15 protein-coding genes are annotated in these 22,229 nt (G+C 69.4%); 11 read left to right on the top strand and 4 right to left on the bottom strand.

Annotated elements, in window-relative coordinates:
* Positions 1-347: 347 nt before the first annotated feature.
* Positions 348-2,222 (bottom strand): translational GTPase TypA, encoded by a 1,875-nt coding sequence (gene typA, locus ACFRKB_RS04120; RefSeq protein WP_383103100.1) that lies wholly within the window; start codon positions 2,220-2,222, stop codon positions 348-350.
* A 400-nt stretch (positions 2,223-2,622) separates the two neighbouring features.
* The gene (locus tag ACFRKB_RS04115) at positions 2,623-5,109 is read right to left on the bottom strand and encodes an ABC transporter family substrate-binding protein (protein WP_383103099.1); all 2,487 of its coding nucleotides are present in this window, start codon (positions 5,107-5,109) and stop codon (positions 2,623-2,625) included.
* Between the two features lie 336 nt (positions 5,110-5,445).
* On the opposite strand from ACFRKB_RS04115, the gene ACFRKB_RS04110 reads away from it, so the two are divergent.
* From ACFRKB_RS04110 to ACFRKB_RS04085, 6 genes are all read left to right on the top strand, one after another.
* On the top strand, positions 5,446-5,676 hold the full coding sequence (locus tag ACFRKB_RS04110; protein ID WP_383103098.1) for a hypothetical protein: 231 nt from the start codon (positions 5,446-5,448) through the stop codon (positions 5,674-5,676).
* 16 nt (positions 5,677-5,692) lie between these two features.
* Positions 5,693-6,550, top strand: coding sequence for a hypothetical protein (locus ACFRKB_RS04105; RefSeq protein WP_383103096.1), 858 nt, complete (start codon positions 5,693-5,695; stop codon positions 6,548-6,550).
* Between the two features lie 35 nt (positions 6,551-6,585).
* Complete coding sequence (locus tag ACFRKB_RS04100; RefSeq protein WP_383103095.1) at positions 6,586-8,589, top strand: fumarate reductase/succinate dehydrogenase flavoprotein subunit; 2,004 nt, start codon at positions 6,586-6,588, stop codon at positions 8,587-8,589.
* On the top strand, positions 8,586-9,389 hold the full coding sequence (locus ACFRKB_RS04095; RefSeq protein WP_383103093.1) for a succinate dehydrogenase/fumarate reductase iron-sulfur subunit: 804 nt from the start codon (positions 8,586-8,588) through the stop codon (positions 9,387-9,389). The genes ACFRKB_RS04100 and ACFRKB_RS04095 overlap by 4 nt, the downstream gene beginning before the upstream one ends.
* A gap of 153 nt (positions 9,390-9,542) precedes the next feature.
* Positions 9,543-10,649 (top strand): LacI family DNA-binding transcriptional regulator, encoded by a 1,107-nt coding sequence (locus ACFRKB_RS04090; protein WP_383103091.1) that lies wholly within the window; start codon positions 9,543-9,545, stop codon positions 10,647-10,649.
* Between the two features lie 1,227 nt (positions 10,650-11,876).
* Positions 11,877-12,794, top strand: a complete 918-nt coding sequence (locus ACFRKB_RS04085; protein ID WP_383103089.1) for a hypothetical protein — start codon at positions 11,877-11,879, stop codon at positions 12,792-12,794.
* A gap of 142 nt (positions 12,795-12,936) precedes the next feature.
* Here the strand turns inward: ACFRKB_RS04085 and ACFRKB_RS04080 are convergent, their stop codons facing one another.
* Positions 12,937-13,974 (bottom strand): acetylxylan esterase, encoded by a 1,038-nt coding sequence (locus ACFRKB_RS04080; protein ID WP_383103088.1) that lies wholly within the window; start codon positions 13,972-13,974, stop codon positions 12,937-12,939.
* Between the two features lie 262 nt (positions 13,975-14,236).
* Here ACFRKB_RS04080 and ACFRKB_RS04075 point away from each other — a divergent pair, with 262 nt between their 5' ends.
* The 5 genes from ACFRKB_RS04075 to ACFRKB_RS04055 all read left to right on the top strand — a co-directional run bounded on the left by ACFRKB_RS04075 (position 14,237) and on the right by ACFRKB_RS04055 (position 21,016).
* Positions 14,237-15,481, top strand: coding sequence for a sugar ABC transporter substrate-binding protein (locus tag ACFRKB_RS04075; protein WP_383103086.1), 1,245 nt, complete (start codon positions 14,237-14,239; stop codon positions 15,479-15,481).
* 5 nt (positions 15,482-15,486) lie between these two features.
* Positions 15,487-16,461 carry a carbohydrate ABC transporter permease gene (locus ACFRKB_RS04070; RefSeq protein ID WP_383103085.1) on the top strand — a complete coding sequence of 325 codons (975 nt, stop codon included), beginning with the start codon at positions 15,487-15,489 and terminating at the stop codon, positions 16,459-16,461.
* The gene (locus ACFRKB_RS04065) at positions 16,458-17,336 is read left to right on the top strand and encodes a carbohydrate ABC transporter permease (RefSeq protein WP_365973656.1); all 879 of its coding nucleotides are present in this window, start codon (positions 16,458-16,460) and stop codon (positions 17,334-17,336) included. Before ACFRKB_RS04070 ends, ACFRKB_RS04065 begins: the two co-directional genes overlap by 4 nt.
* Positions 17,337-17,456: 120 nt before the next feature.
* Positions 17,457-19,304: a GH39 family glycosyl hydrolase gene (locus tag ACFRKB_RS04060; RefSeq protein ID WP_383103083.1), complete on the top strand. Its 1,848-nt coding sequence runs from the start codon at positions 17,457-17,459 to the stop codon at positions 19,302-19,304.
* A 224-nt stretch (positions 19,305-19,528) separates the two neighbouring features.
* Positions 19,529-21,016, top strand: coding sequence for a glucoamylase family protein (locus tag ACFRKB_RS04055; RefSeq protein ID WP_383103082.1), 1,488 nt, complete (start codon positions 19,529-19,531; stop codon positions 21,014-21,016).
* Positions 21,017-21,048: 32 nt separating this feature from the next.
* Here the strand turns inward: ACFRKB_RS04055 and ACFRKB_RS04050 are convergent, their stop codons facing one another.
* Entirely contained in the window at positions 21,049-22,119 is a 1,071-nt protein-coding gene (locus ACFRKB_RS04050; RefSeq protein ID WP_383103081.1) for a glycoside hydrolase family 18 protein, read from the bottom strand.
* Positions 22,120-22,229: the final 110 nt, after the last annotated feature.

Below are 22,229 nucleotides of genomic sequence, written 5' to 3'. Positions count from 1 at the left end.
ATCAAATGCCCTGAGTGTGCTCGTGAGTCGGCGCCCCCCATGGCGCTTGACCCATTGACCCGAGCTCAATGGAAGCAACTATTGAGTACGGCAGAGCTGTAAACCACACTTAAAGGGTCTCGTTTTGACAACATCGAAGTACCCTGCAGGCCCGAAATCCGGACAAAATTAGCGCAGACAGACACACGCGAAACGGACTGTTAACACATGTTCCGGAGAGCGATGTTCGGAATCCGGACAGGTGGCCGAGGAATGCGGTTGACGAACGGCCCGGCCGCCGCGCGTTCGCGGTGGCCGGGCCGACGTACCGTCCGGACGGCAGGCAAGGTACGCCCGCCCCGGTCGCGTCAGGCGTGCTTGGCGCGCGAGGCGGTACGGCCGCGCTGCTTCTGGTCCAGGACGACCTTGCGGATGCGGACCGTCTCCGGCGTGACCTCGATGCACTCGTCGTCGCGGCAGAACTCCAGGGACTGCTCCAGCGAGAGCTTCCGCGGCGGCACCACGTTCTCGGTGGTGTCCGCGGAGGCGGCCCGCATGTTGGTGAGCTTCTTCTCCTTGGTGATGTTCACGTCCATGTCGTCGGAGCGCGAGTTCTCACCGATGATCATGCCCTCGTAGACCTCGGTGCCCGGCTCGGTGAAGATGACACCGCGCTCCTGGAGGTTGATCATCGCGAAGGGGGTCACCGAACCCGCGCGGTCCGCGACGAGCGAGCCGTTGTTACGGGTACGCAGATCGCCGAACCACGGCTCGTGGCCCTCGAAGATCGAGTGGGCGATGCCCGTACCGCGCGTCTGCGTCAGGAACTCCGTACGGAAGCCGATGAGCCCGCGCGACGGAACGATCCACTCCATGCGGATCCAGCCCGAGCCGTGGTTGGTCATCGTCTCCATCCGGCCCTTGCGGGTCGCCATCAGCTGCGTGATGGCGCCGAGGTGCTCCTCGGGGGAGTCGATCGTCATGCGCTCGATCGGCTCGTACGTCTTGCCGTCGACCTGCTTGGTGACCACCTCGGGCTTGCCGACGGTCAGTTCGAAGCCCTCCCGGCGCATGGTCTCGACGAGGATGGCCAGCGCCAGCTCACCGCGGCCCTGCACCTCCCAGGCGTCGGGGCGCTCGGTGTCCAGGACGCGCAGCGAGACGTTACCGATCAGCTCGCGGTCGAGACGGTCCTTGACCTGGCGGGCGGTGACCTTGTGGCCCTTGCCGCCCTTGCCGACCAGCGGCGAGGTGTTCGTACCGATCGTCATCGAGATCGCGGGCTCGTCGACCGTGATCAGCGGCAGCGCGATCGGGTTCTCCGGGTCGGCCAGGGTCTCGCCGATCATGATGTCCGGGATACCGGCGATGGCGCAGATGTCACCGGGGCCCGCCTTCTCGGCCGGCTTGCGGGTGAGCGCCTCGGTCATCAGCAGCTCGGTGATACGGACGTTGGACATCGTGCCGTCACGCTTGATCCAGGTGACGGTCTGGCCCTTCTTCAGCTCGCCCTGCTCGACGCGGCACAGCGCGATACGGCCGAGGAAGTTGTCGGCGTCCAGGTTGGTGACATGCGCCTGGAGCGGGGCGGACTCGTCGAACTCCGGCGCCGGGACATGCGCCAGGATCGTGGTGAAGAACGGCTCCAGGCTGTCGCTGTCGGCCGGGACCGTGCCGTCCTCCGGCTTGGTCAGCGAGGCGACGCCGTCCCGCGCGCAGGCGTAGACGATCGGGAACTCGATCTGCTCCTCGGTCGCGTCCAGGTCCAGGAAGAGGTCGTACGTCTCGTCGACGACCTCGGCGATCCGGGAGTCGGGGCGGTCCGTCTTGTTGATGCAGAGAATGACCGGCATCTTCGCCGCGAGCGCCTTGCGGAGCACGAAGCGGGTCTGCGGAAGCGGGCCCTCCGAGGCGTCGACGAGAAGCACGACGGCGTCCACCATCGACAGACCGCGCTCGACCTCGCCGCCGAAGTCGGCGTGGCCGGGGGTGTCGATGATGTTGATCGTGATGGGGTCGCCACCCGTCTTGGGGTGGTACTTCACGGCCGTGTTCTTGGCCAGGATCGTGATGCCCTTCTCACGCTCCAGGTCGTTCGAGTCCATCATCCGGTCGTCGAGGTGCTCGGCGGCGTGCGCGGCGAAGGCGCCGGCCTGCTTCAGCATGGCGTCGACCAGAGTGGTCTTGCCATGGTCGACGTGGGCGACGATGGCGACGTTACGGATGTCGTGGCGCGTGGGCATGCTGGCTGGCGCTTCTCTCGATCGTGGGATGCGGCGTTGTTTTTCCTCGTACGCCCGCCGGGCGGACACGCCACGGCTGGTTCCCATGGTACGGGGCCGAGGCGTCGCGGGCTTCCCAGCCCGATCGGAGAGGCCGAAATCACGGTGCGGGGGCTGTGCGGGGGCGCCTGGGGATGCGCGGGAGACCGCGCCGGGGACGGCGCGGGAGGGTGTGGAGCTGCCCGGGTCAGGGACAACAACGAGCTTGCCCGCCGGACAGGCCGGCGGGCAAGCGAATTGATGGGGTTCTGAGGTTATGAAAATGCTGTGACCTGCGGTTTTGGAAAGCGGCCCGGTTATTTCTTCGCTCGGTCTTCGCCGTACGTACGCTTCCCCTGCCGGTTCTGTCGCCGGTTCTTCGCTACTTCTTCTTCTTCGCGTCCGGGCCGGCGGCCCCGCCCTCCCTGAATCCGATGTCCTGGTAGCGAGGGGTCTGGAAGCCGAAGGCTCCCGCGTTCACCACCGTCGGCTTCACCGCGACCAGCTGCGGACGCTGGTAGAGGGGGATGGATCCGGCCGCGGCCCAGATACGGGCGTCGGCCTGCCGGACCAGATCGCGGGACTTGCCCTCGTTCAGCTCGGCGGCGGCGCTGGCGAAGAGCTGGTCGATGTGATCCGTACCGACGCGGGTGTAGTTCTGCTCCACCAGCAGCGAACCGTCGCTGGCGGGTACGGGCTTGGCGTAGATCGGCCGGCCGTCGGTCGCCGGGAAGGCGCTGGCGGGCCAGGAGTAGAGGGCCAGGTCGTACTGGCCCGAGGCGATGTGGTCCTTGAAGTACTCGTCGTCCGAGACCTTGCTGATCTCCGTACCGACGCCGATGCGGTCGAGCATCCGCGAGATCCGCTCGCCGACCGCGCGCAGCGACTCGGCGCCCGCCCCGGAGGGCAGTACGAAGCGCAGGCTGAGCGGCTTCCCGTCCTTGCCGAGCGGGCCGCTCGGGACGGTCGAGGCGGAGGGGCTGGGAGAGGCGGCGGCCGTGCCGCGCGGGGCGTAGGCGCCCGCCACACCGCCCGGCTTCTTGTCGGAGTCGTCCACGGCCTCGGCCTGCCGGAGCAGCGCGGCGCCCTGGAAGCGGGCGGCGGACGCGGGGGCGAGGACATGCGTGGCGGACTCGGCGCGGGGGGCCGTCTGGCCGGGCTTGTTGTCGCCGACGATGTACAGGCCCTCGTCGGAGGGGACGTCGGCGCCCGCGTCCTTGTCGTCGCCCTTGTCGCCCTTGTCGTCCTTCTCGCCCTTCTTCTTCTCCTCGGCCGCGGCCTTCTCCTCGTACTTGCGCTTCTGCTCCTCGGCCCTCTTCTTCTCGGCCTCTTCCGTCTTGGCGTCGGGGCGCTTGGCCTGGGCCGCCGCCTCGGCCGCCGCCTCCGCCTCCTCCTCGGTCAGCTCCTCGTCGCCCTCCTCGCCCTCCGCGGCCCGCTTCTTCTGGGCCTTGCTGCCCGCCTTGGCGCCGGTCTCCTTCTTCTTGAACCCCTCCGGCGTCCAGCCGGCGTCGGCCAGCAGGGCCTGCGCCTCGACGGTGTCCTGCTTCCCGAGCGCCTCGCTGCTGTCCGCGTACGCCTTCTGGCCCATCAGCGCCAGATGGCTGCCGGGCGGCTTCGCGGGCAGTCCGAGCGGCTTGAGCACCGTGTCGGCCAGCTCCTGGCGGTTGATCGCGCGGGCCACCGCCCGCCGTACCCGCTCATCCGCGAGCGGCCCGGACTCGCCGTTCAGCGCGAGCTGTGTGAACGCGGGCTCCAGCGACTTGCGGATCTCGTAACCCCGCAGTCCCTTCTGCTCCCGCGCGTACCGCGCGATGGACTCGACGGTCCGCTTGCGCGCCTCCTGCGCCTCCTCGGCCTTCTCCTCGTCGGAGCCGTTGGCCAGCGCCCAGGACCGGAGCGCGGAGCCGGGGGTGATGGTGGTGCCAGGACCGTGGGTGAGCGGCTGCCCGCCGCCGGACTCGGCGTCCTTCTCCGCCAGGGCCATGCGCTTGACCACGGTGGTGTCGATCTCGACGATGTCGACCTTGCGGGCCGCGAGCGCCCCCGCGCTCTCTCCCCTGGGGACCGTGCGCATGACCAGCTGGTCGAGCTTGGCCGGCTCTCCCCACCAGTGGGGGTTACGGGCGAGCGTGGTCTCCTTGGCCTTCCTGTCCACCTTCTTGACGGTGAAGGGACCGGCCGTCACCTTCAGGCCCTTCCGGGCACCGTCGTTGAACGCGTTGGGCGTCCCCGTCACGTCCTTGGGGTAGAGCGGGCTGAACAGCGATTCCCAGTCGGCGTACGGCTTGTTGAAGGTGACCCTGACCTCAAGGTTGTTGGCACCGCGCTCGATCTTCTCGATCCGCTCGTACCCGGCGTTGCGTGCCGTCCAGTACGCGGAGTCCTTGCCGCGCAGCGCACGCCACTGCGCCACGAAATCCGGCGCCCCGATCTCCCGGCCGTTGCTCCACACCGCCTGCTGATTGAGCTTGTAGAGCACGACCTGCTTGGGCTCGCGCTCGACGATCTTGGCGGATTCCAGATAGTCGGGGTTCCGCTGGGGCCGGCCGCTCTTGTCGAGCGTGAAAAGGGCGGGCAGTACGGCACCGGCGATCCGGCCCGTGGCCGCGTCCGCGTCGGCCTGGTAGGCGTTGAGCGTCGCGGGCATGGTGTCGACCGCCCAGTGCATGGTGCCGCCCTGGGCGACCCCGTCACGCTTCACGGCCGAGATGTCCGGGGCGGCGGCGGCCGAGGGCTCGCTTCCGTCCTCCTCCGAGGTGCACGCGGACAGGGCGAGCACAGCGGTGGTGAGAAGCGCGACGGAGCGGAGTGTTCGGGAGCGGAGCGTTCGGGAGCATGTCCTCCCGCGTGGGGCGCCGACGTGGGACATGGCTTGTACCTCTTCGTCCTGTTTGTGGAATTTAGAGATGATCACACCTATTTGCCCACTCACTGAAGGGGACCGCGAGTCAGCGGCGGCGCAGACACGTCGTGACGTGCGATCAAACCCACCCGTGCGGCCGAACCCGCCCCGCCGCGGCGCTTGGCTCAAAGCGCACCCCGGGACGGACCGGCTCGCCGAAAACTAGTGACTTACGGCTTCACAAGCGGGGATGTGACGCGGAACACTCTCAGGCGCACGCAGAGAGCCGAGAGAGAGCTGTCCGAGGGGGAACCCTCGCGATGGCCGCATGCCGCCACGAGACCGTGGAAGTGAGGGCAACTCATGTCCCTGCAGGACGATGTGACAGCGGTCAGGCGAAGCCTGGACGACCTGGTCCGCACGGTCGGACGGCTGGAGCGGAGTCTCGCGCTCCTGCGTGAGAACGAGTCCCGACCCCAGCCGGCCGGCCGCGTCGAAGACCTGGTGACCATCCCCGACACCCCGTACAACAGCGCGCTGTGGACGGACTCGGACGACGAGGGCTTAGGCGTACGCGACCGGCGGGCTCCCTAGACGTCAGGAGTCCTCGTTGGCCACCGGTACAGAACCACCAGCCGTCAGTACGGGCGTACCCGGCGGTACTGACGGGCGCGGCGGTACGGGCGTGCACGGCGCCTCGCGCGCCGCCATCGCGCCGCGCCATCTGCGGACGGACCGCTGGTGGCTGGCGCCCGCTCTGACCGCCGCCGGACTGTTCGCCTTCATCGTGTACTCGACCTGGCGGGCGTTCGCGAACAGCGACTACTACGCGGCGCCGTATGTCTCGCCGTTCTACTCGCCCTGTCTGGCGGAGAACTGCGCGCCCATGCGCGACGGCCCCAACTGGGAGATCTTCGGCAGCTGGTGGGGCCTGTCCCCGGCGCTGCTGATCCTGATCTTCCCGCTGGGCTTCCGGCTGACCTGCTACTACTACCGCAAGGCGTATTACCGCGGCTTCTGGGCCTCGCCGCCCGCCTGCGCCGTCGCCGAGCCCCACGCGAAGTACACCGGTGAGACCCGCTTCCCGCTGATCCTGCAGAACATCCACCGGTACTTCTTCTACGCGGCCGTGCCGGTCGCCTGCATCCTCACGTACGACACCGTGCTGACCTTCCGGGACGAGGAGTACGCCTGGGGCCATATGGGGCTCGGCTCGCTGATCTTCCTCGTCAATATCGTGCTGATCTGGGCGTACACGCTCTCCTGCCACTCCTGCCGGCACATCATCGGCGGCCGGCTGCGGCACTTCTCGAAGCATCCGGTGCGCTACCGGCTGTGGGGCTGGGCCGGGAAGCTCAACAACCGCCATATGCAGCTCGCGTGGGCCTCGTTGATCAGCGTCGCCCTCTGCGACTTCTACGTGTACCTGCTCGCCACCGGAGCCTTCGCCGACCCGCGCCTCTTCTGACGATCCGCGCCTCTTTGTAGGGAGAGCCTTCCGATATGACGCAACTCGAACGCCGGCAGTGGGACGTCGTGGTGGTGGGTGCGGGAGGTGCGGGCCTGCGCGCCGCCATCGAGGCGCGCGAGCGGGGCGCTCGTACCGCCGTCATCTGCAAGTCCCTCTTCGGCAAGGCCCATACGGTGATGGCCGAGGGCGGGATCGCCGCCTCCATGGGCAATGTGAACTCCGGCGACAACTGGCGGGTGCACTTCCGCGACACCCTGCGCGGCGGGAAGTTCCTCAACCAGTGGCGGATGGCGGAGCTGCACGCCCAGGAGGCGCCGGACCGCGTCTGGGAGCTGGAGACCTGGGGCGCGCTGTTCGACCGTACGCCCGACGGAAAGATCTCCCAGCGCAACTTCGGCGGGCACGAGTACCCGCGGCTCGCCCATGTCGGCGACCGTACGGGGCTGGAGCTGATCCGCACGCTCCAGCAGAAGATCGTCGCGTTGCAGCAGGAGGACTTCCGCGAGTACGGGGACTACGAGGCGCGGCTCAAGGTCTACCAGGAGTGCACGGTCACCCGGATCCTGAAGGAGGACGGCCCGGAGGACGGCGGCTCGGCGGACGGCGGCGGGGCCGAGGGCGCCGGGGGCGGCGGCCGGGTCGCGGGCGCCTTCTGTTACGAGCGGGAGTCCGGCCGCTTCTTCGTGCTGGAGGCCCCGTCCGTCGTGCTCGCCACGGGCGGCATCGGCAAGTCCTTCAAGGTGACCTCGAACTCCTGGGAGTACACCGGCGACGGCCATGCGCTGGCGCTGCTCGCGGGCGCTCCCCTGCTCAACATGGAGTTCGTGCAGTTCCACCCGACCGGCATGGTCTGGCCGCCCTCGGTCAAGGGCATCCTGGTCACGGAATCGGTGCGCGGCGACGGCGGGGTGCTGCGCAATTCCGAGGGCAAGCGGTTCATGTTCGACTACATCCCGGATGTCTTCAAGGAGAAGTACGCGGAGTCCGAGGACGAGGGCGACCGCTGGTACGACGACCCGGACCACAACCGGCGTCCCCCCGAACTGCTCCCCCGCGACGAGGTGGCCCGCGCCATCAACTCCGAGGTCAAGGCAGGCCGCGGCTCTCCGCACGGCGGTGTCTTCCTCGATGTCTCGACGCGGATGCCCGCCGAGGTGGTCCGGCGCCGGCTGCCGTCGATGTACCACCAGTTCAAGGAGCTGGCGGATGTCGACATCACGGCGGAGGCGATGGAGGTCGGCCCCACCTGCCACTACGTGATGGGCGGGATCGCCGTCGACTCGGAGACCGCCGCCACGCCCGGGGTCGCCGGGCTGTACGCGGCGGGCGAGGTCGCGGGCGGAATGCACGGCTCCAACCGGCTCGGCGGGAACTCCCTCTCCGATCTGCTGGTCTTCGGCCGGCGGGCGGGGCTGCACGCCGCCGCGTACGCCGCCGGGCTCCCCGTACGCCCGGCCCCGGACGAGGGGCAGATCGACGCGGCGGCGGCCGAGGCGCTGCGCCCGTTCGGCGCGGGCGGCTCCGACGGTCCGGGCGACCGGCCCGCCGAGAATCCGTACACCCTCCATCAGGAGCTCCAGCAGACGATGAACGACCTGGTCGGCATCATCCGGCGGGAGCAGGAGATGGAGCAGGCGCTGGAGAAGCTGGCCGAGCTGCGGGTACGGGCGGGCCGGGCCGGGGTCGAGGGGCACCGCCAGTTCAACCCCGGCTGGCACCTCGCGCTCGATCTGCGGAACATGCTGCTGGTCAGCGAGTGCGTCGCGCGGGCGGCCCTGGAACGTACCGAGAGCCGCGGCGGCCACACCCGGGAGGACTGGCCCGGCATGGATTCCGACTGGCGCCGGATCAATCTGTACTGCCGGCTCACCGGCACGGAGGAGGTCCCGGCCACCGGTCCCACGGCCACCGGTCCCACGGCCGGCCGGATCGCGCTCACGCGCCGGACGACCGAGCCCATACGTCCCGACCTGCTCGCCCTGTTCGACAAGGAAGAGCTGGTCAAGTACCTCGCCGAAGAGGAGCTTCACGAGTGAGTGCGAGTACGGGTACGAGCGCGAGCGCGTCGACGTCATACGACGCGAAGTTCCGGGTCTGGCGGGGCGACGCGGAGGGCGGTGAGCTGAAGGACTTCGCCGTCGAGGTGAACGACGGGGAGGTGGTCCTCGACATCATCCACCGGCTCCAGGCGACGCAGGCGGCGGATCTGGCGGTGCGCTGGAACTGCAAGGCGGGCAAGTGCGGTTCGTGCAGCGCGGAGATCAATGGCCGGCCGCGGCTGATGTGCATGACCCGGATGTCCGTCTTCTCGCGCGAGGAGACGATCACGGTCACCCCGCTGCGCGCCTTCCCGGTGATCCGCGATCTGGTGACGGACGTCTCCTTCAATTACGCGAAGGCGCGGGAGGTGCCGTCGTTCGTACCACCGCCGGGGGTGGCCGCCGGGGAGTACCGGATGCAGCAGGTGGATGTGGACCGCTCGCAGGAGTTCCGTAAATGCATCGAGTGCTTCCTGTGCCAGGACACCTGCCATGTGGTGCGGGACCACGAGGAGAACAAGACCGCGTTCGCCGGGCCGCGCTTCCTGATGCGGGTGGCCGAGCTGGACATGCATCCGCTGGACGCGGCCGGGGAATCGGGGCTCGACCGTAAGAAGACCGCTCAGGACGAGCATGGCCTCGGCTACTGCAACATCACCAAATGCTGTACGGAAGTGTGCCCGGAACACATCAAGATCACCGACAACGCGCTGATTCCGCTCAAGGAACGGGCCGTGGACCGGAAGTACGACCCACTGGTGTGGCTGGGCAACAAGATCCGGCGGCGCGGCGAGTGACGTAGCGGCGAGTGACGTAGATACGGGAGATAAGGGAGATACGTGAGGGGCCCGCGCGAACGGTGCGGGCCCCTCACGTGTGTGGCCGGGGGGCCGCCTTGCTCCCCGGCCGACGGGGCGCCTAGGGTGAATGCGCTTTCATGACACACGTGAATGTCGGCGGAGAATGAGCGAAGAAGAAGGGGACGGGTCGGTCGGGTGAGTGCCCCCACGGTGTACGACGTCGCCGAGCGGTCGGGCGTCTCCATTGCGACGGTCTCGCGGGTCTACCGGAACCCTGATTCCGTACGCGCCCAGACCCGGGACCGGGTACTGGAAGCGGCGCGCGTGCTCGGTTACGTGCCCAGCGAGAACGCGCGCGGTCTGGCCAGCAGGACCACCGGCGTGCTCGGGCTCTGCTTCCCCGACTACTCCGATCCGGACGCCGAGGCCGAGGCGGACGACACATACGACGACTCCGCGGTGATGCTCTACTCGGACCAGATCATCCGCGGCATGGAGCGGGCCGCGCGGCGGCACGGCTACGCGCTGCTGATCGCGGCGTCCCTGAAGGGCGGGCCCGAGTCGCTGGTGGCGAAGGTCGCGGGGCGGGTCGACGGCTTCGCGGTACTGGCGCGGACGGTCCCCACCGAGGACCTTGAGGTGATTTCGCGCCGACTGCCGGTGGTGATGCTGGCCGGACCGCGCGAGATCGACCATCTCGACCACATCGAAGTGGCCAACTCCGACGGCGAACGGGAACTGACCCGCCACCTGATCCGCGACCACGGCCTGCGCGGGCTCGTCTTCGTCGGCGGCGAGAAGGACTCACCGGACGCGGAGGCACGGTTCCGGGGGTTCAGGGACGCCTGCGCCGAGGCCGGGCTGCCGGTCCCGGACGAACCCGATCTGCGCGCCGCGATGATGACCCAGGCCGAGGGGGAACGGGCCGCCGAAACCCTGCTCGACCGCGCCGACCGGGAGGGTGGCCGCCCGCAGGCGATGCTCTTCGCCAACGACCAGATGGCGATCGGCGCGCTCCACGCACTGGAACGGCGCGGGGTACGGGTACCCGAGGACATCGCGGTCGCGGGCTTCGACGGCATCCCGCTGAGCCGCATGGTGCGACCGGCACTGACGACCGTACGCCAGCCGATCCGCCGCCTCGGCGAGGAGGCGGTGGAACTGCTCGTACAACGACTCGCGGAACCCACCCGCGAACCGGTCTCCCTGATGCTCCCGGTCTCGGTGACCCGCAGGGCGAGCTGCGGGTGCGGGTAGCGAGTACGGGTGGCGGACCGGTGCGGGCTGCGGGTGCGGACCGAGGGGTATCCGGGGTGACCCGGAGGGTTTGATGACGGGTGGGGGCCGCCCCTCAAGGCTTCAGTTTCGCGGTTGCGGGTTGAGCGTCAAGGGCGCTCCTTCGTCGCGTCGGCAAGCCGATGACCTTCGGTCCCCCTTGACTCCCAGCCCTCCACCGCAAGTGCTGCTTTGAGGGGGGCGGCCCCGGGGGGAGGGGTCCCCGGAGGGCTGGGTTCATGGGGCCGGTCCGTTCCCGGCCTGCGACCCGGTGGGTGGGTGCGCACCAGTGGAATGGGGCGGCCCGGCCCCGCCTCAGCGCCTTGCCCCCGTGGATGGCTGGGATTCATGCCCCGCTGGTGGGGGTGCGTGGGTGGTGGGGCGGGTGTGACTGATGGGACGGCCAGAGGACCCCTGAAGGGCCGTGATGTGCGGTGGAGCCAGGTTTCCTGGCAGCGGGACGCATCACCGGCCGGAGGAGCCCCAAGAGAGCCCACCAAAGTGGGACATACAGGTCAGATGGCAGGTGTGCCCGGCAATGGTGGGTCATCAGCGGGGCATGAGGCCCAACTACCCACTCACACCTGCCCGCTGAGCCGGTGCCGGGCCGCCCCACTCCACTCCCGCGCCCCCACCCACCGGCCAGCAGTCGGCAAAGGACCGTCCCCCTGCACGGATCCCCTCCGGGGACCCCTCCCCCCGGGGCCGCCCCCCTCAAAGCAGCACTTGCGGTGGAGGGCTGGGAGTCAAGGGGGACCGAAGGTCATCGGCTTGCCGACGCGACGAAGGAGCGCCCTTGACGCTCAACCCGCAACCGCGAAACTGAAGCCTTGAGGGGCGGCCCCCACCCGTCATCAAACCCTCCGGGTCACCCCGGATACCTCTCGGTCCTGACCCGCAGTCGAGGTCGAACCGCCACCAGCGGGGCATGAGTCCCAACCACCCACCCCCATCAGCCCGCTGAGCCGGTGCCGCACCACCCCACTCCACCCCCGCGCCCCACCCGCACCCACCCGCACCCACCCGCACCCACCCGCACCCACCCGGCGATGTCAGTGGTGGCTGTTAGCGTTCCGGTGCGTCACTGAGGAGCATCACGGCCGCCCCCCCAGGTCCAGTTTGACCGGTACCTGACATCAGTGATGCGTGCGTGAGCCACCATCCCGGTCCACCAGGACCGGAATCGCTCCCATCTGGAGGAAGAACGTAATGAAGAGCAGCGTGCTGGGACACATCCTGGCCCGTGCGGCGGCCGTCCTCACCGCGGCCGTGACCCTGGCGGTGTCGGCGGCCCCGCTGGCAGGCACCGCGCAGGCCCACGCGGCAGTGACGGGAACGCTCAGCTTCGGCGGCGAGCCGGGCGAGTTCGTCTCGGACGGGCAGTCCCACCAGTACACGGCCGGGGCGGTCGAGATGTTCGACATCCAGGGATCCACCGACGAGAACTCCGCGGGCCTCACGGTCGTTACGGCCGAAGGCAAACGCTGGAGTCTTCACCTGGCCGCCCCGGACGGCCAGCGGCTGACCTCCGGCGCCACCTACACCGGGGCATCGCGCTGGCCCTATGCCCAACCGGAGGATCCCGAGGTGGAGTTCGGCGCGGACGACCGGTGGTGCAACACCAGCACCGGGTCCTTCACCATCTCCCACATCGCCTTCGGCCCCTATGGCTACATACGCGAGTTCGACGCCGAGTTCGAGCAGTACTGCAACGGCTCCACGCAGCCCGTACGCGGCGAGGTCCACGCCCGGACCGCCGAGCCGCCGGCGGAACTGGCCGTCGGCCTCAGCCTCGACCCCGAGGGCCAGATCGACACCCGGAGCGGCCAGATCACCGTCGGGGGTTCGTTGACCTGCAACAAGCCGACGCGCTTCACACTCTCCGGCAATGTCTCGCAGACGCAGAAGCGAGTGGAGCCCATCGGCTGGTACGAGGAACAGACCGTCGTGTGCACCCCCGGAACCCCGGCCCCCTGGACGGTCTCCTTCGCCAGCATGGAGCCCGGCACGACATTCCAGCCCGGCACGGCGACGCTCCGCGGCATCGGCAAGGCGGACGACCGTGACTATCCGGTGACCGTCAACACCGGATACCAGACCACCGAGGTCACTCTCCGCAAGTCCTGACCCGGACGCCTGGCCGGTGGCGGGTTCTCCCCGTCACCGGCCGGGCCTCTCCAACGGTCCGCGCGGTCGCAGTCCAGCCGCTCCCCGAACACCTCAACCCAGCCGCTCCCCGAACGCCTCAACCCAGCCACCCGCGAACGTCTCAGCCCAGCCGTTCCGCGAAGAAGCGCCGGTCCGCCGCCCGCAGCTCACGTTCCTCCCGCTCGTTCCCCGCGTGGTCGAAGTGGCCCGCCGTCAGGACGTGGAGTTCGCGCGGGCCGGCGAGTGCGTTGTAGACGGCGAACTGGCCCGGTGGCGGGACCGAAGGGTCGAACAGGGCCGGTGCGACCAGCATCGGAACGCGGATTCGGCTCGCGGCCGTGGCGGCGTCGAAGTACGGGAGTACGTCCATGACCTCGGGGTGATCGCGGTAGTGGGCCCGTACCGCCTCGCCGCTCCCGGCGCACGGCAGGGTCAGCCGCAGCGGATGGTTGCCGAAGGTCGGTACCGTCAGCCGGCCGCAGGCGAACCGGTCGTCCCAGGGCAGGGCCAGCGCGCCGAGGCCGCCGCCGAAGCTCTCGCCCGCGTAGCCGAGCCGGACACCGCCACGCGCCACCGGATCCGCGCCCGGATCCGCCCCCAGTTCCGGCACCAGTTCCGGCACCAGATCCAGCAGCGCGGACGCCGCGCACCACAGGTCGGCCACGCAGTCGCCGATGACATACGTGTCACGGGACTCGATGCCGTGCAGGACATGACGGTCGGCGTCGCCCGGGATACCCGGTCTGCGGCTGCGGGAACCCATCCCCCGTACGCACGGCAGGATCGCCGCGCCGCCCGGCAGCGGAAGCGGCACGTCCCGCCCCGGCTCCTGGCGTCCGCCGTACCCGTGGCCGATGACGAATCCGTACCGCACCGGCCCTTCGGCGGGCAGTACGAGCCAGCCGCCGAGGCGCAGCCCGCCGACCGACGTGAAGGACACCCCGAAGATCCGGAATCCGTCGCGCTCGTCCTCCTGGGGGCCCACCGCCGGCGCCGTCGCCACCCGTAGCGCCGCCTCGTAACGGTCCCGCCAGAACGTGTCGAATCCCTCCGGCGGGGCAGGCGCGGCGATGGTGAGCAGCTGATCGAGGGTCCTGCCGTAGGCCGGGTCGAAGGGAAAGCCGTGGTCGAAGGGAAGGCCATGCACGAACGCGGGCATGGTCGCGACAGTAGCCCACCCGCCGCGGCCCACCAGCGATAAGCGGAATCCATCACATCCGCTTTTGAAGCACCATCAGCCCGGCTTACCTTACGGAAGCCGCACACACGGGTGGCCCGCACATAGATGCCATGCACACATGTCGCACATGTTGCACGAGTGTGACCAAGGCACCCCTTGCGGTTTTCCGAAGCACGACGACAGAGTGATGTATGCGCTTACAGGCAGCGCATACACCGGAAAGCTCAAGGAGGAGCCGTCCATGTACCGCACCGCCAGAACCGCCTCTGCCGTCACCGCACTCGCGGTGGCATTCGGAATCACCGCGTGCGGAAGCTCGGGGGGAGAGGGAGTCGCCGCCGACAAGAAGCAGACCCTCACCGTCTGGGCCATGGGCGCCGAGGGCGAGAAGCTCGCGGACGTCGCCAAGGTGTACGAGAAGGCCAACCCCCACATCACCGTCAAGGTCACCCCCATCAGCTGGGAGGTCGCGCACCAGAAGCTGGTCTCCGCGGCCGCCGCCGGCACCCTGCCCGATGTGACGCAGATGGGCGGCACGTACATGGGCGAGTTCGCCGAACTCGGCGTGCTGGAGCCCGTCGACACCGCCACCTTCAAGAAGGACGACTTCTTCCCCGCCGCCTGGAAGCAGGGAGAGGTGGACGGCAAGGTGTACGGCGTCCCCTGGTACGTCGACACGCGCGTCCTCTACTACCGCACCGACCTCGCGAAGAAGACCGGCATCGACAAGGCACCGGCCAACTGGCAGGAGTTGGGGCAGCTCGCCTCCGCCTACCAGGACAAGGCCGGTACGAAGTGGGGCCTCTACCTCCAGCCCAGCGGTCTGGACACCGTACAGAGCTGGTACCCCTTCCTGTACTCGGCCGGCGGCGAGATCGTGTCCGAGGACGGCAAGGCGGTCATCAACAGCCCCGAATCCATCAGGGCCATGACGGAGTACGCCTCGTACTTCGACAAGGGGCTCACCAAGAAGAGCACCCCGCCCGGCTACGAGGTGCTGAAGGACTTCAACTCCGGTGATGTGCCGATGTTCTTCTCCGGCCCCTGGATCATGACCCTGATCAATGACGACTACCCCGACCTCAAGGGCAAGTGGGGCGTCGCGAAGGTCCCCGGTGACAAGGCGTCCGTCTCCATGGCGGGCGGCTCCAGTCTGGTCGTCTCCAAGGACAGCACGCGCAAGGCCGCGGCCACGGAGTTCATCAAGTACCTCACCGGCACCGAGGGCCAGAAGGACTGGTTCACCCGCACCAGCGATCTGCCCGCCAACACCAGCGCCTGGGACTCCGGCAAGCTCTCCGACGACCCGGGGCTCCAGGTCTTCCGTGAGCAGATGGAGTCCGCCAAGGGCACGCCGGTCCTGGCCAAGTGGAGCGAGATCACCTCGAAGGTCGACGAGGCCCTCGGCGCGGTGACCCAGAACAAGTCCTCGGCCAAGGACGCCGCCGACAAGGCGCAGTCCGAGATCGAAGGGCTCGTGGAGTAACCGTCATGAGCACCACGACCGAATCCGCCGCGGACGCCACCCCGGCCCCGGCCGGGGCCAGTCCACCGACGAGCGGCGCGAAGGGCCGTGAGCCGCGCTCCCTGGGGGTGCAGAATCTGGCCGGGTGGCTGTTCTCCACCCCCTTCCTGGTGCTGTTCACCGTCTTCATGGCCTTCCCGATCATCGCCACGCTCGCCATGAGCTTCACCGACTTCGGGCTGCGCAACGTGACCGACCCGCTCTCCGCGGAGTTCATCGGTTTCGAGAACTACACCAAGCTCTTCGGTGACGAGAAGTTCCTCAAGGCCCTCTTCAACACGGCGTACTTCGTGGTCGTCGGGGTGCCGCTCACCGTTGGTGCGGGGCTGGTGGCCGCCGTCCTGCTGAACAGCGGGATCGACCGGGCGCGGACCTTCTTCCGGGTCGGTTTCTACGCCCCGGTGGTGACCAGCATCGTCGCCGTGGCCGTCGTCTGGACCTTCGTCCTCGATCCGTCCGAGGGGCTGATATCGGGCCTGGCCTCCGAAGTCGGCCTCACCACACCCGACTTCCTCGGCTCCGAGGCGCTGGCCATGCCGTCGCTGATCCTGATGGCGGTGTGGCGCAATCTCGGCACGGTCATGGTGCTCTTCATCGCGGGGCTCCAGGCCATTCCCACCGATGTACGGGAAGCGGCGCGGCTGGACGGCGCCAGTGCCTGGCAGGAGTTCCGCCGGATCACCGTGCCGCTGGTGCGGCCCACGATGCTGTACGCCACGGTCATCACCACGATCGGCTATCTCAACGTCTTCGAGGAGCCGTTCGTGATGACCGAGGGCGGCCCCTCGAACAGCACCCTCACCGTCTCGCTGAACATGTACCGCGAAGGCTTCAACTTCTTCCACATGGGCTACGCGAGCGCCATGGCGTATGTGCTCTTCGTCGTGATCATGGGCATCACCGTGCTCCAGCTCCGTCTGCTGAAGGACAACACGAAATGAGTGCCGCAGAGACTTCGACCCGGCAGGCCGCACCGCGCGGGAACGGGCGCACCGGACGGCGCGGGAAACCCGGCGTGTACGTGCTGCTGTCGCTCGGGCTGCTGGTCATGTCGGCGCCGTTCCTCTGGATGGCGCTGTCCGCCTTCAAGACCGACCGCGAGCTGGCGGCCAGCCCACCGGTGTGGCTCCCCACCGAGTGGACCCTGGAGCACTTCTCGCGCCTGCTCGACCGGCTCGACCTGCCGCTCTACTTCTTCAACTCCACGCTGGTCGCGGTGCTGGTGACCGTCTCCAATCTGGTGTTCTGCTCGATGCTGGGATACGCCCTGGCCAAGCTGCGGTTCGCCGGCCGGAACAAGCTGTTCGCGCTGGTGCTCGGCGCGCTCATGGTGCCCGGCAATCTGATGCTGCTTCCGCTCTTCGTCCTGATGAGCAAGCTGCAACTGATCGACTCGTACGCGGGTCTGGTGCTGCCGTTCGCCGCCGGGGCCTTCGGCGTCTTCCTGATGCGGCAGTTCATGCAGTCGATCCCGGACGAGCTGCTGGAAGCGGCCCGGATGGACGGCGCCGGTGAGTGGTACATCTTCTGGCGGATCGTGATGCCGCTGGTCAAACCCGCCCTGGCGACGCTCGCGATCCTCACCTTCCTCAGCTCCTGGAACAACTTCGTCTGGCCGCTGATCGCCACCAACGACCCGGGGAAATACACCCTTCCGGTGGCGCTGGCGACCTTTGCCACCGACCCCAATCAGTCCGAGGGCTCCAACGGGATGCTGATGGCGGGCTCCCTGCTCGTGGTGCTGCCGGTGCTGCTCGTCTTCATCGTGCTGCAGCGGTACTTCACTCAGGGCATCGCCACGGCCGGCATCAAATAGCGGCGGGCCGCTCCACGCCGGCAGCTCCACGCCGGCCCCGCCACGCCCGTCCCTCCCTCCCTCTGTCTCCGCGCGCTTCTGTAGCTCCGCACCCCCCTCCAAGCAAAGGTTTGTACTTTCATGACCGAAAAGTCCGCCGCTCGCGCCGACTGGGAGTCGCGCATCGGGAAGCCCAGTGACGGGCGACTCACCGGTATCGGTGAGCTTCCCGCTCCCACCGGTCTGTCCGCCGAGGACGGCACCGGCCATGTGCTGCTGACCTGGCGGCCGGTGCCGGGCGCGCTCGGCTATCTGGTGCACCGCGCCGACTCCGCCGAGGGCCCCTTCGAGCCGCTCGACCACCTCGGCGGCGATGTGCTCGCCGTACCGCACCCGCCGTACGCGGACACGCTGGCCCAGCCCGGCCGTGGCTACTTCTACAAGGTCGCCACCTGGTCGGACACCGGCGCCGGCGCGCTCTCCGAGGCCGTGCCCGGCTCCGCCAGGGCCGCGGGTTCGCGCCCCGCCGGGGTCACCGTGGCCGTGGACGCGGGGGCCCCCGCCACCGAACTCCCCGGCGTCTGGAACCGGATGATCGGCGCCGAGCACTTCTCGCTGCTGGCCTGGGACAAGCCGGGCGCGGGCGGCTCCGATGTCGCGAAGGAGTACGGCGAGGCGCTGGCCATCGTCCGCGACGAGATCGGCGTACGCTCCGTCCGCGCGCACGGCACCTTCCTGCCCGAGACCGTGGCCGTACGCGCCGACGGCTCGTTCGACTTCTCCGGCCTCGACACCGTCTACGACCGCTTCCTGGCCACCGGCCTCAAGCCCGTCGTCGAGCTCTCCTTCATGCCGAAGGAACTCGCCTCCGACCCGCACTACACGGTCTTCGACTACAAGGCCCTGGTCTCCACCCCCGCCCAGTGGGAGCGCTGGGGCGACCTCTGCCGCGAGCTGACGGTCCACCTCCAGGAGCGGTACGGCCGCGACACCGTCGCCGGCTGGGAGTTCGAGGTCTGGAACGAGGCCAATCTTGAGGTGTTCTGGAACGGCACCCAGGACGACTACCACCGGCTCTACGAGGTCGCCGTACGCGCCGTGAAGGGCGTGGACGAGCGGATCAGGGTCGGCGGGCCCTCCTCCGCCGCGGCCGGCTGGGTCGGCGCGCTGCTGGAGTACTGCCAGGAGCACGACGTCCCCGTCGACTTCGTCTCCACCCACACCTACGGCAACGCACCGCTGGACTTCCGTCCGATGACCCGCGCCTTCGCCGAGGTGACCGGCAGGCCCGAGCCGGAGATCCTGTGGACGGAGTGGGGCGTCACGCCCACGCACTTCCACCGCGTCAGCGACTCCGTCTTCGCCGCGCCGTTCGTGCTGCGCGGGATGAAGAGCGCGCTGTCGTCCACGGACTGCCTCTCCTACTGGGTGGCCTCCGACCAGTTCGAGGAACTGGGCTGGCCGCCCCGGCTCTTCCACGGCGGTTTCGGGCTCCTGACGGTGGGCAATCTGCGCAAGCCGCGCTTCTGGGCGCTGTATCTCCTCTCCCAGCTCACCGGCGGCCGGATCCCCGCCGCCGTCAGCGGCGACGGAGCGGGCGCGCTCGTCGAGTCCCTCGCCACCCGCGCGGAGGACGGATCGACCGTGGACGTCCTGCTCTGGAACGGCACCCTCGACCAGTCCAAGATCGACGGGGCGGCCGTGCTCGACCGCGCCGCGACCGTCCGCGTCAGCGGGCTCGTACCGGGCGCCGGCTACACCGTCGAGTCGCGCAGGGTCGATGAGCACCACGCCAATATCCAGGCCGTCTGGAAGGGCCTCGACGGCGGTGACTGGCCCGACGACCAGCAGTGGCAGAAGCTGCGCGCCGCCGACGAGCTGCCCGCCGAGGTGCTGGCGCCCGTCACGGCGGACGCCGAAGGCACCGCCGAGCTGACCGTCGAACTGCCCAACCCGGGCATCCGCTTCCTGCGCCTGGCCCACGGCTGAGCCTCACGACTGAACCGTGCGGCTGAACCCCGTGGCTGAGCCTCACGGCCGAACTCCACGGCTGAACCGCGCGGCTGAACCCCGTGGCTGAGCCTCACAGCTGAGCCCCACGGCCGATCCACCCCGCCGCCCCAGACCCGGGGGCCGACGGCACCTGACCGTCGTCGGCCCCCGTACGTACCACCCGCCACAACTCCACACCCGTCAACAGGAGCTGGACTCTTATGGACCGTCGCACGTTTCTCGCCGCAGCGGGAACCGGGGCCGCCGCCCTGTCCCTCGGAGCCGTATCCACACCCGCCCTCGCCGCACCCGCCCCCTCCCGGCCGGCCGCCGGGCCTTCCTCCGACATACCCCTGCTGCGCCGCTGGTTCCAGGACACCTACCGCTCGATCGAGGCGATGACGACCGACTTCGGTCTCACCGCCGACAAGATCGACATCTCCCGGCCCGGTACCCCCGTCCCCTCGCGCAACACCTCACCCACCAATATCGGCTGCGGTCTGTGGTCCACCGTCGCCGCCGCCGGGCTCGGCTTCATCGGCCGGGACACCATGTACCGCAGACTGGCGCACACCGTCTCGGCGATCGAGCGGCTCGAACGCCACCACGGTTTCTGGCTCAACTGGTACGACGCGTACGACGGTTCGGTCCTCACCAGCTGGCCCGAGACCGGCGATCCGGTCCGTCCCTTCCTCTCCTCCGTCGACAACGCCTGGCTCGTCACCGGCCTGCGGATCGCCGCCGACGCGGAGCCGCGGCTGCGCGGCCGGGTCGCCGCGATCCTCGCCACCGCGGACTGGTCGTACTACTACACGCCGTACGACCCGGCCGACCCGGTGAAGTACCCCGGCCAGCTCCGCGGCGGCTTCTGGACCGACAACGGCGAACCCACCGGGCACCACTACGGAGCCCTCAACACCGAGCCCCGCATGGCCAGTTACCTGGGCATCGCCGACGGCTCGCTCCCCGGCGAGCACTACTGGCACATGCTGCGCACGATGATCCCGGAGCACGGCCAGGAGCAGCCGCCGGGCGGCGCGTACGAGACCATCGACGGTGTCCGGCTCTTCCAGGGCCACTACACCTACCGGGGCCGCAAGCTCGTCCCCACCTGGGGCGGCTCGATGTTCGAGGCGCTGATGGTGCCGCTCTTCGTGCCCGAGACCGAGTGGTCGCCGCGCTCCTGGGGCACCACGCACGACCGTTATGTGCGCTCCCAGATCGAACACGGGCTGGCGGAGACGGGGTACGGGTACTGGGGCTTCTCGCCCTCCAATGTGCCCGAGGGCGGGTATCAGGAGTACGGCGTCGACGCGATCGGGATGCAGATCGACGGCTACGCCTCCAACACCGACCGCACCTTCGTCACCCACGGCGAGCCGCTGCCGCCGGCGTCCGCGTACACCAACGGGGTCGTCACCCCGCACGCGTCGTTCCTCGCGCTGCCGCAGGCGCGCGGGGAGGCCATCGCCAATCTGAAGGCGATCGCGGCCGACTTCGGCGCGTACGACGACCGCTACGGCTTCCGTGACTCCGTCAATGTCGGGACGGGCCGGGTCAGCGACTTCGTCCTCGCGCTCGACCAGGGCATGATCGCCGCCGCGCTCGCCCAGGAGCTGCGTCCCGGACTGCTCCAGCGGCCGTTCCGTACGGGCGGATTCACCTCGCGGGTCCGGCCGCTGCTGGCGAAGGAGCGGTTCAGCATCTGAGGCCACGGCTCGGACCCCCGTCCGGACAGGCTTTACGCCTCGTCCGGGCGGCCCCAGCCCTCGCGGTAGGACGTCCAGTCCTGCTCCGTCGCCGCGAAGTCGACATAGATCGCGACCCCGAAGCGGTCCCGGTCGCGGTCCGTGCGCCCCAGGCCCAGCCTGACGCCGCGGACCGCGGCCGCGACGGTCTCCGCGTGGCCGTGGTGGCTGAGGTCGTCCTCGTAGTAGAAGGGCAGCCCCATCAGCAGATCGGTGTCCTCCGGCGTGACTTCGAGGGCGAGCGAGGTCTGCTGCGCGACATAGCCGCCGTACAGGCTCTCCAGCGGCATCGCCGTGTCGTACGACATGACGGCGATCTGGTCGACCCGCCGGGCGACCTGCGCGAAGAACGCCTGCGACCACCACTTGGGGTGTCCGGTGAGCGCGTCGGCGACGGAGTGCAGCGCGGGCAGCGGATCGATCTGGTGGGCGGCGACGGAGAGCGGCGCCTCCCGGGCCCGGGTGAGCGCGCGCAGATCGTCCAGGAGCGAGAGATAGTCGCGGTCGCCGGAGTGCAGCGGCTCCAGATCGAAGTGGACGCCGTCGAAGCCCGCGTCCAGGATCTGCCGGGCGGAGCCCACCACGGCGGCGCGGGACGCGGCCCGTTCCAGTCGCAGTCCGTCGGGGGTCTCGGTCCCGAGCTTGTCCCCCAGCCAGGCGTGTACGCGTACGCCGGGGATCTCGCGGTGGACGGCGTCGATCAGCCACCGGGCGCGCGGGTAACGGGCCGTGGGGAGCGTGCCGTCGTGTTCCAGCGGCCCGGCGTGGACGTACAGGTCGCGTATCCCGGTGCCGCGGATCCGCTGTGCGAAGGCGGCGAGATCCGCGTCCTTCTTCCGGCCGTCCACCCAGGCGTGGCCCAGCCAGATGGCGTCCTTGCCGCGGGTGCGGGTGCCGTCCTGGAGGTCGCCCGCGTAGCTGAGGCGCAGGGCGACCGCGCCGGTGACGGCCGGTACGACGAGCAGAAGGGCGAGCGCCAGCGCGACCCGCTTGGGCCACCGCGCGCGGGGAGCGCGCCAGGCCCGTATCAGTGTCCGTCCGAATCCGCGCAGTTGTGCCCGCAAGGCCGACCCTCCCCCGTGTGCCCGTGACCGGCCGGTCACGGGGACGCTCAGGCTATGCGCGGGCGCCGTCCGATGACGGCGCGGCACCCGTTCCAGGAGGCTCTACGTCC

Source organism: Streptomyces scopuliridis, from assembly GCF_042790125.1.
Lineage (GTDB): Bacteria > Actinomycetota > Actinomycetes > Streptomycetales > Streptomycetaceae > Streptomyces > Streptomyces scopuliridis_A.
The sequence above is the reverse complement of the archived record's forward strand: the minus strand, read 5'-3'. Positions and strand labels throughout refer to the sequence as shown.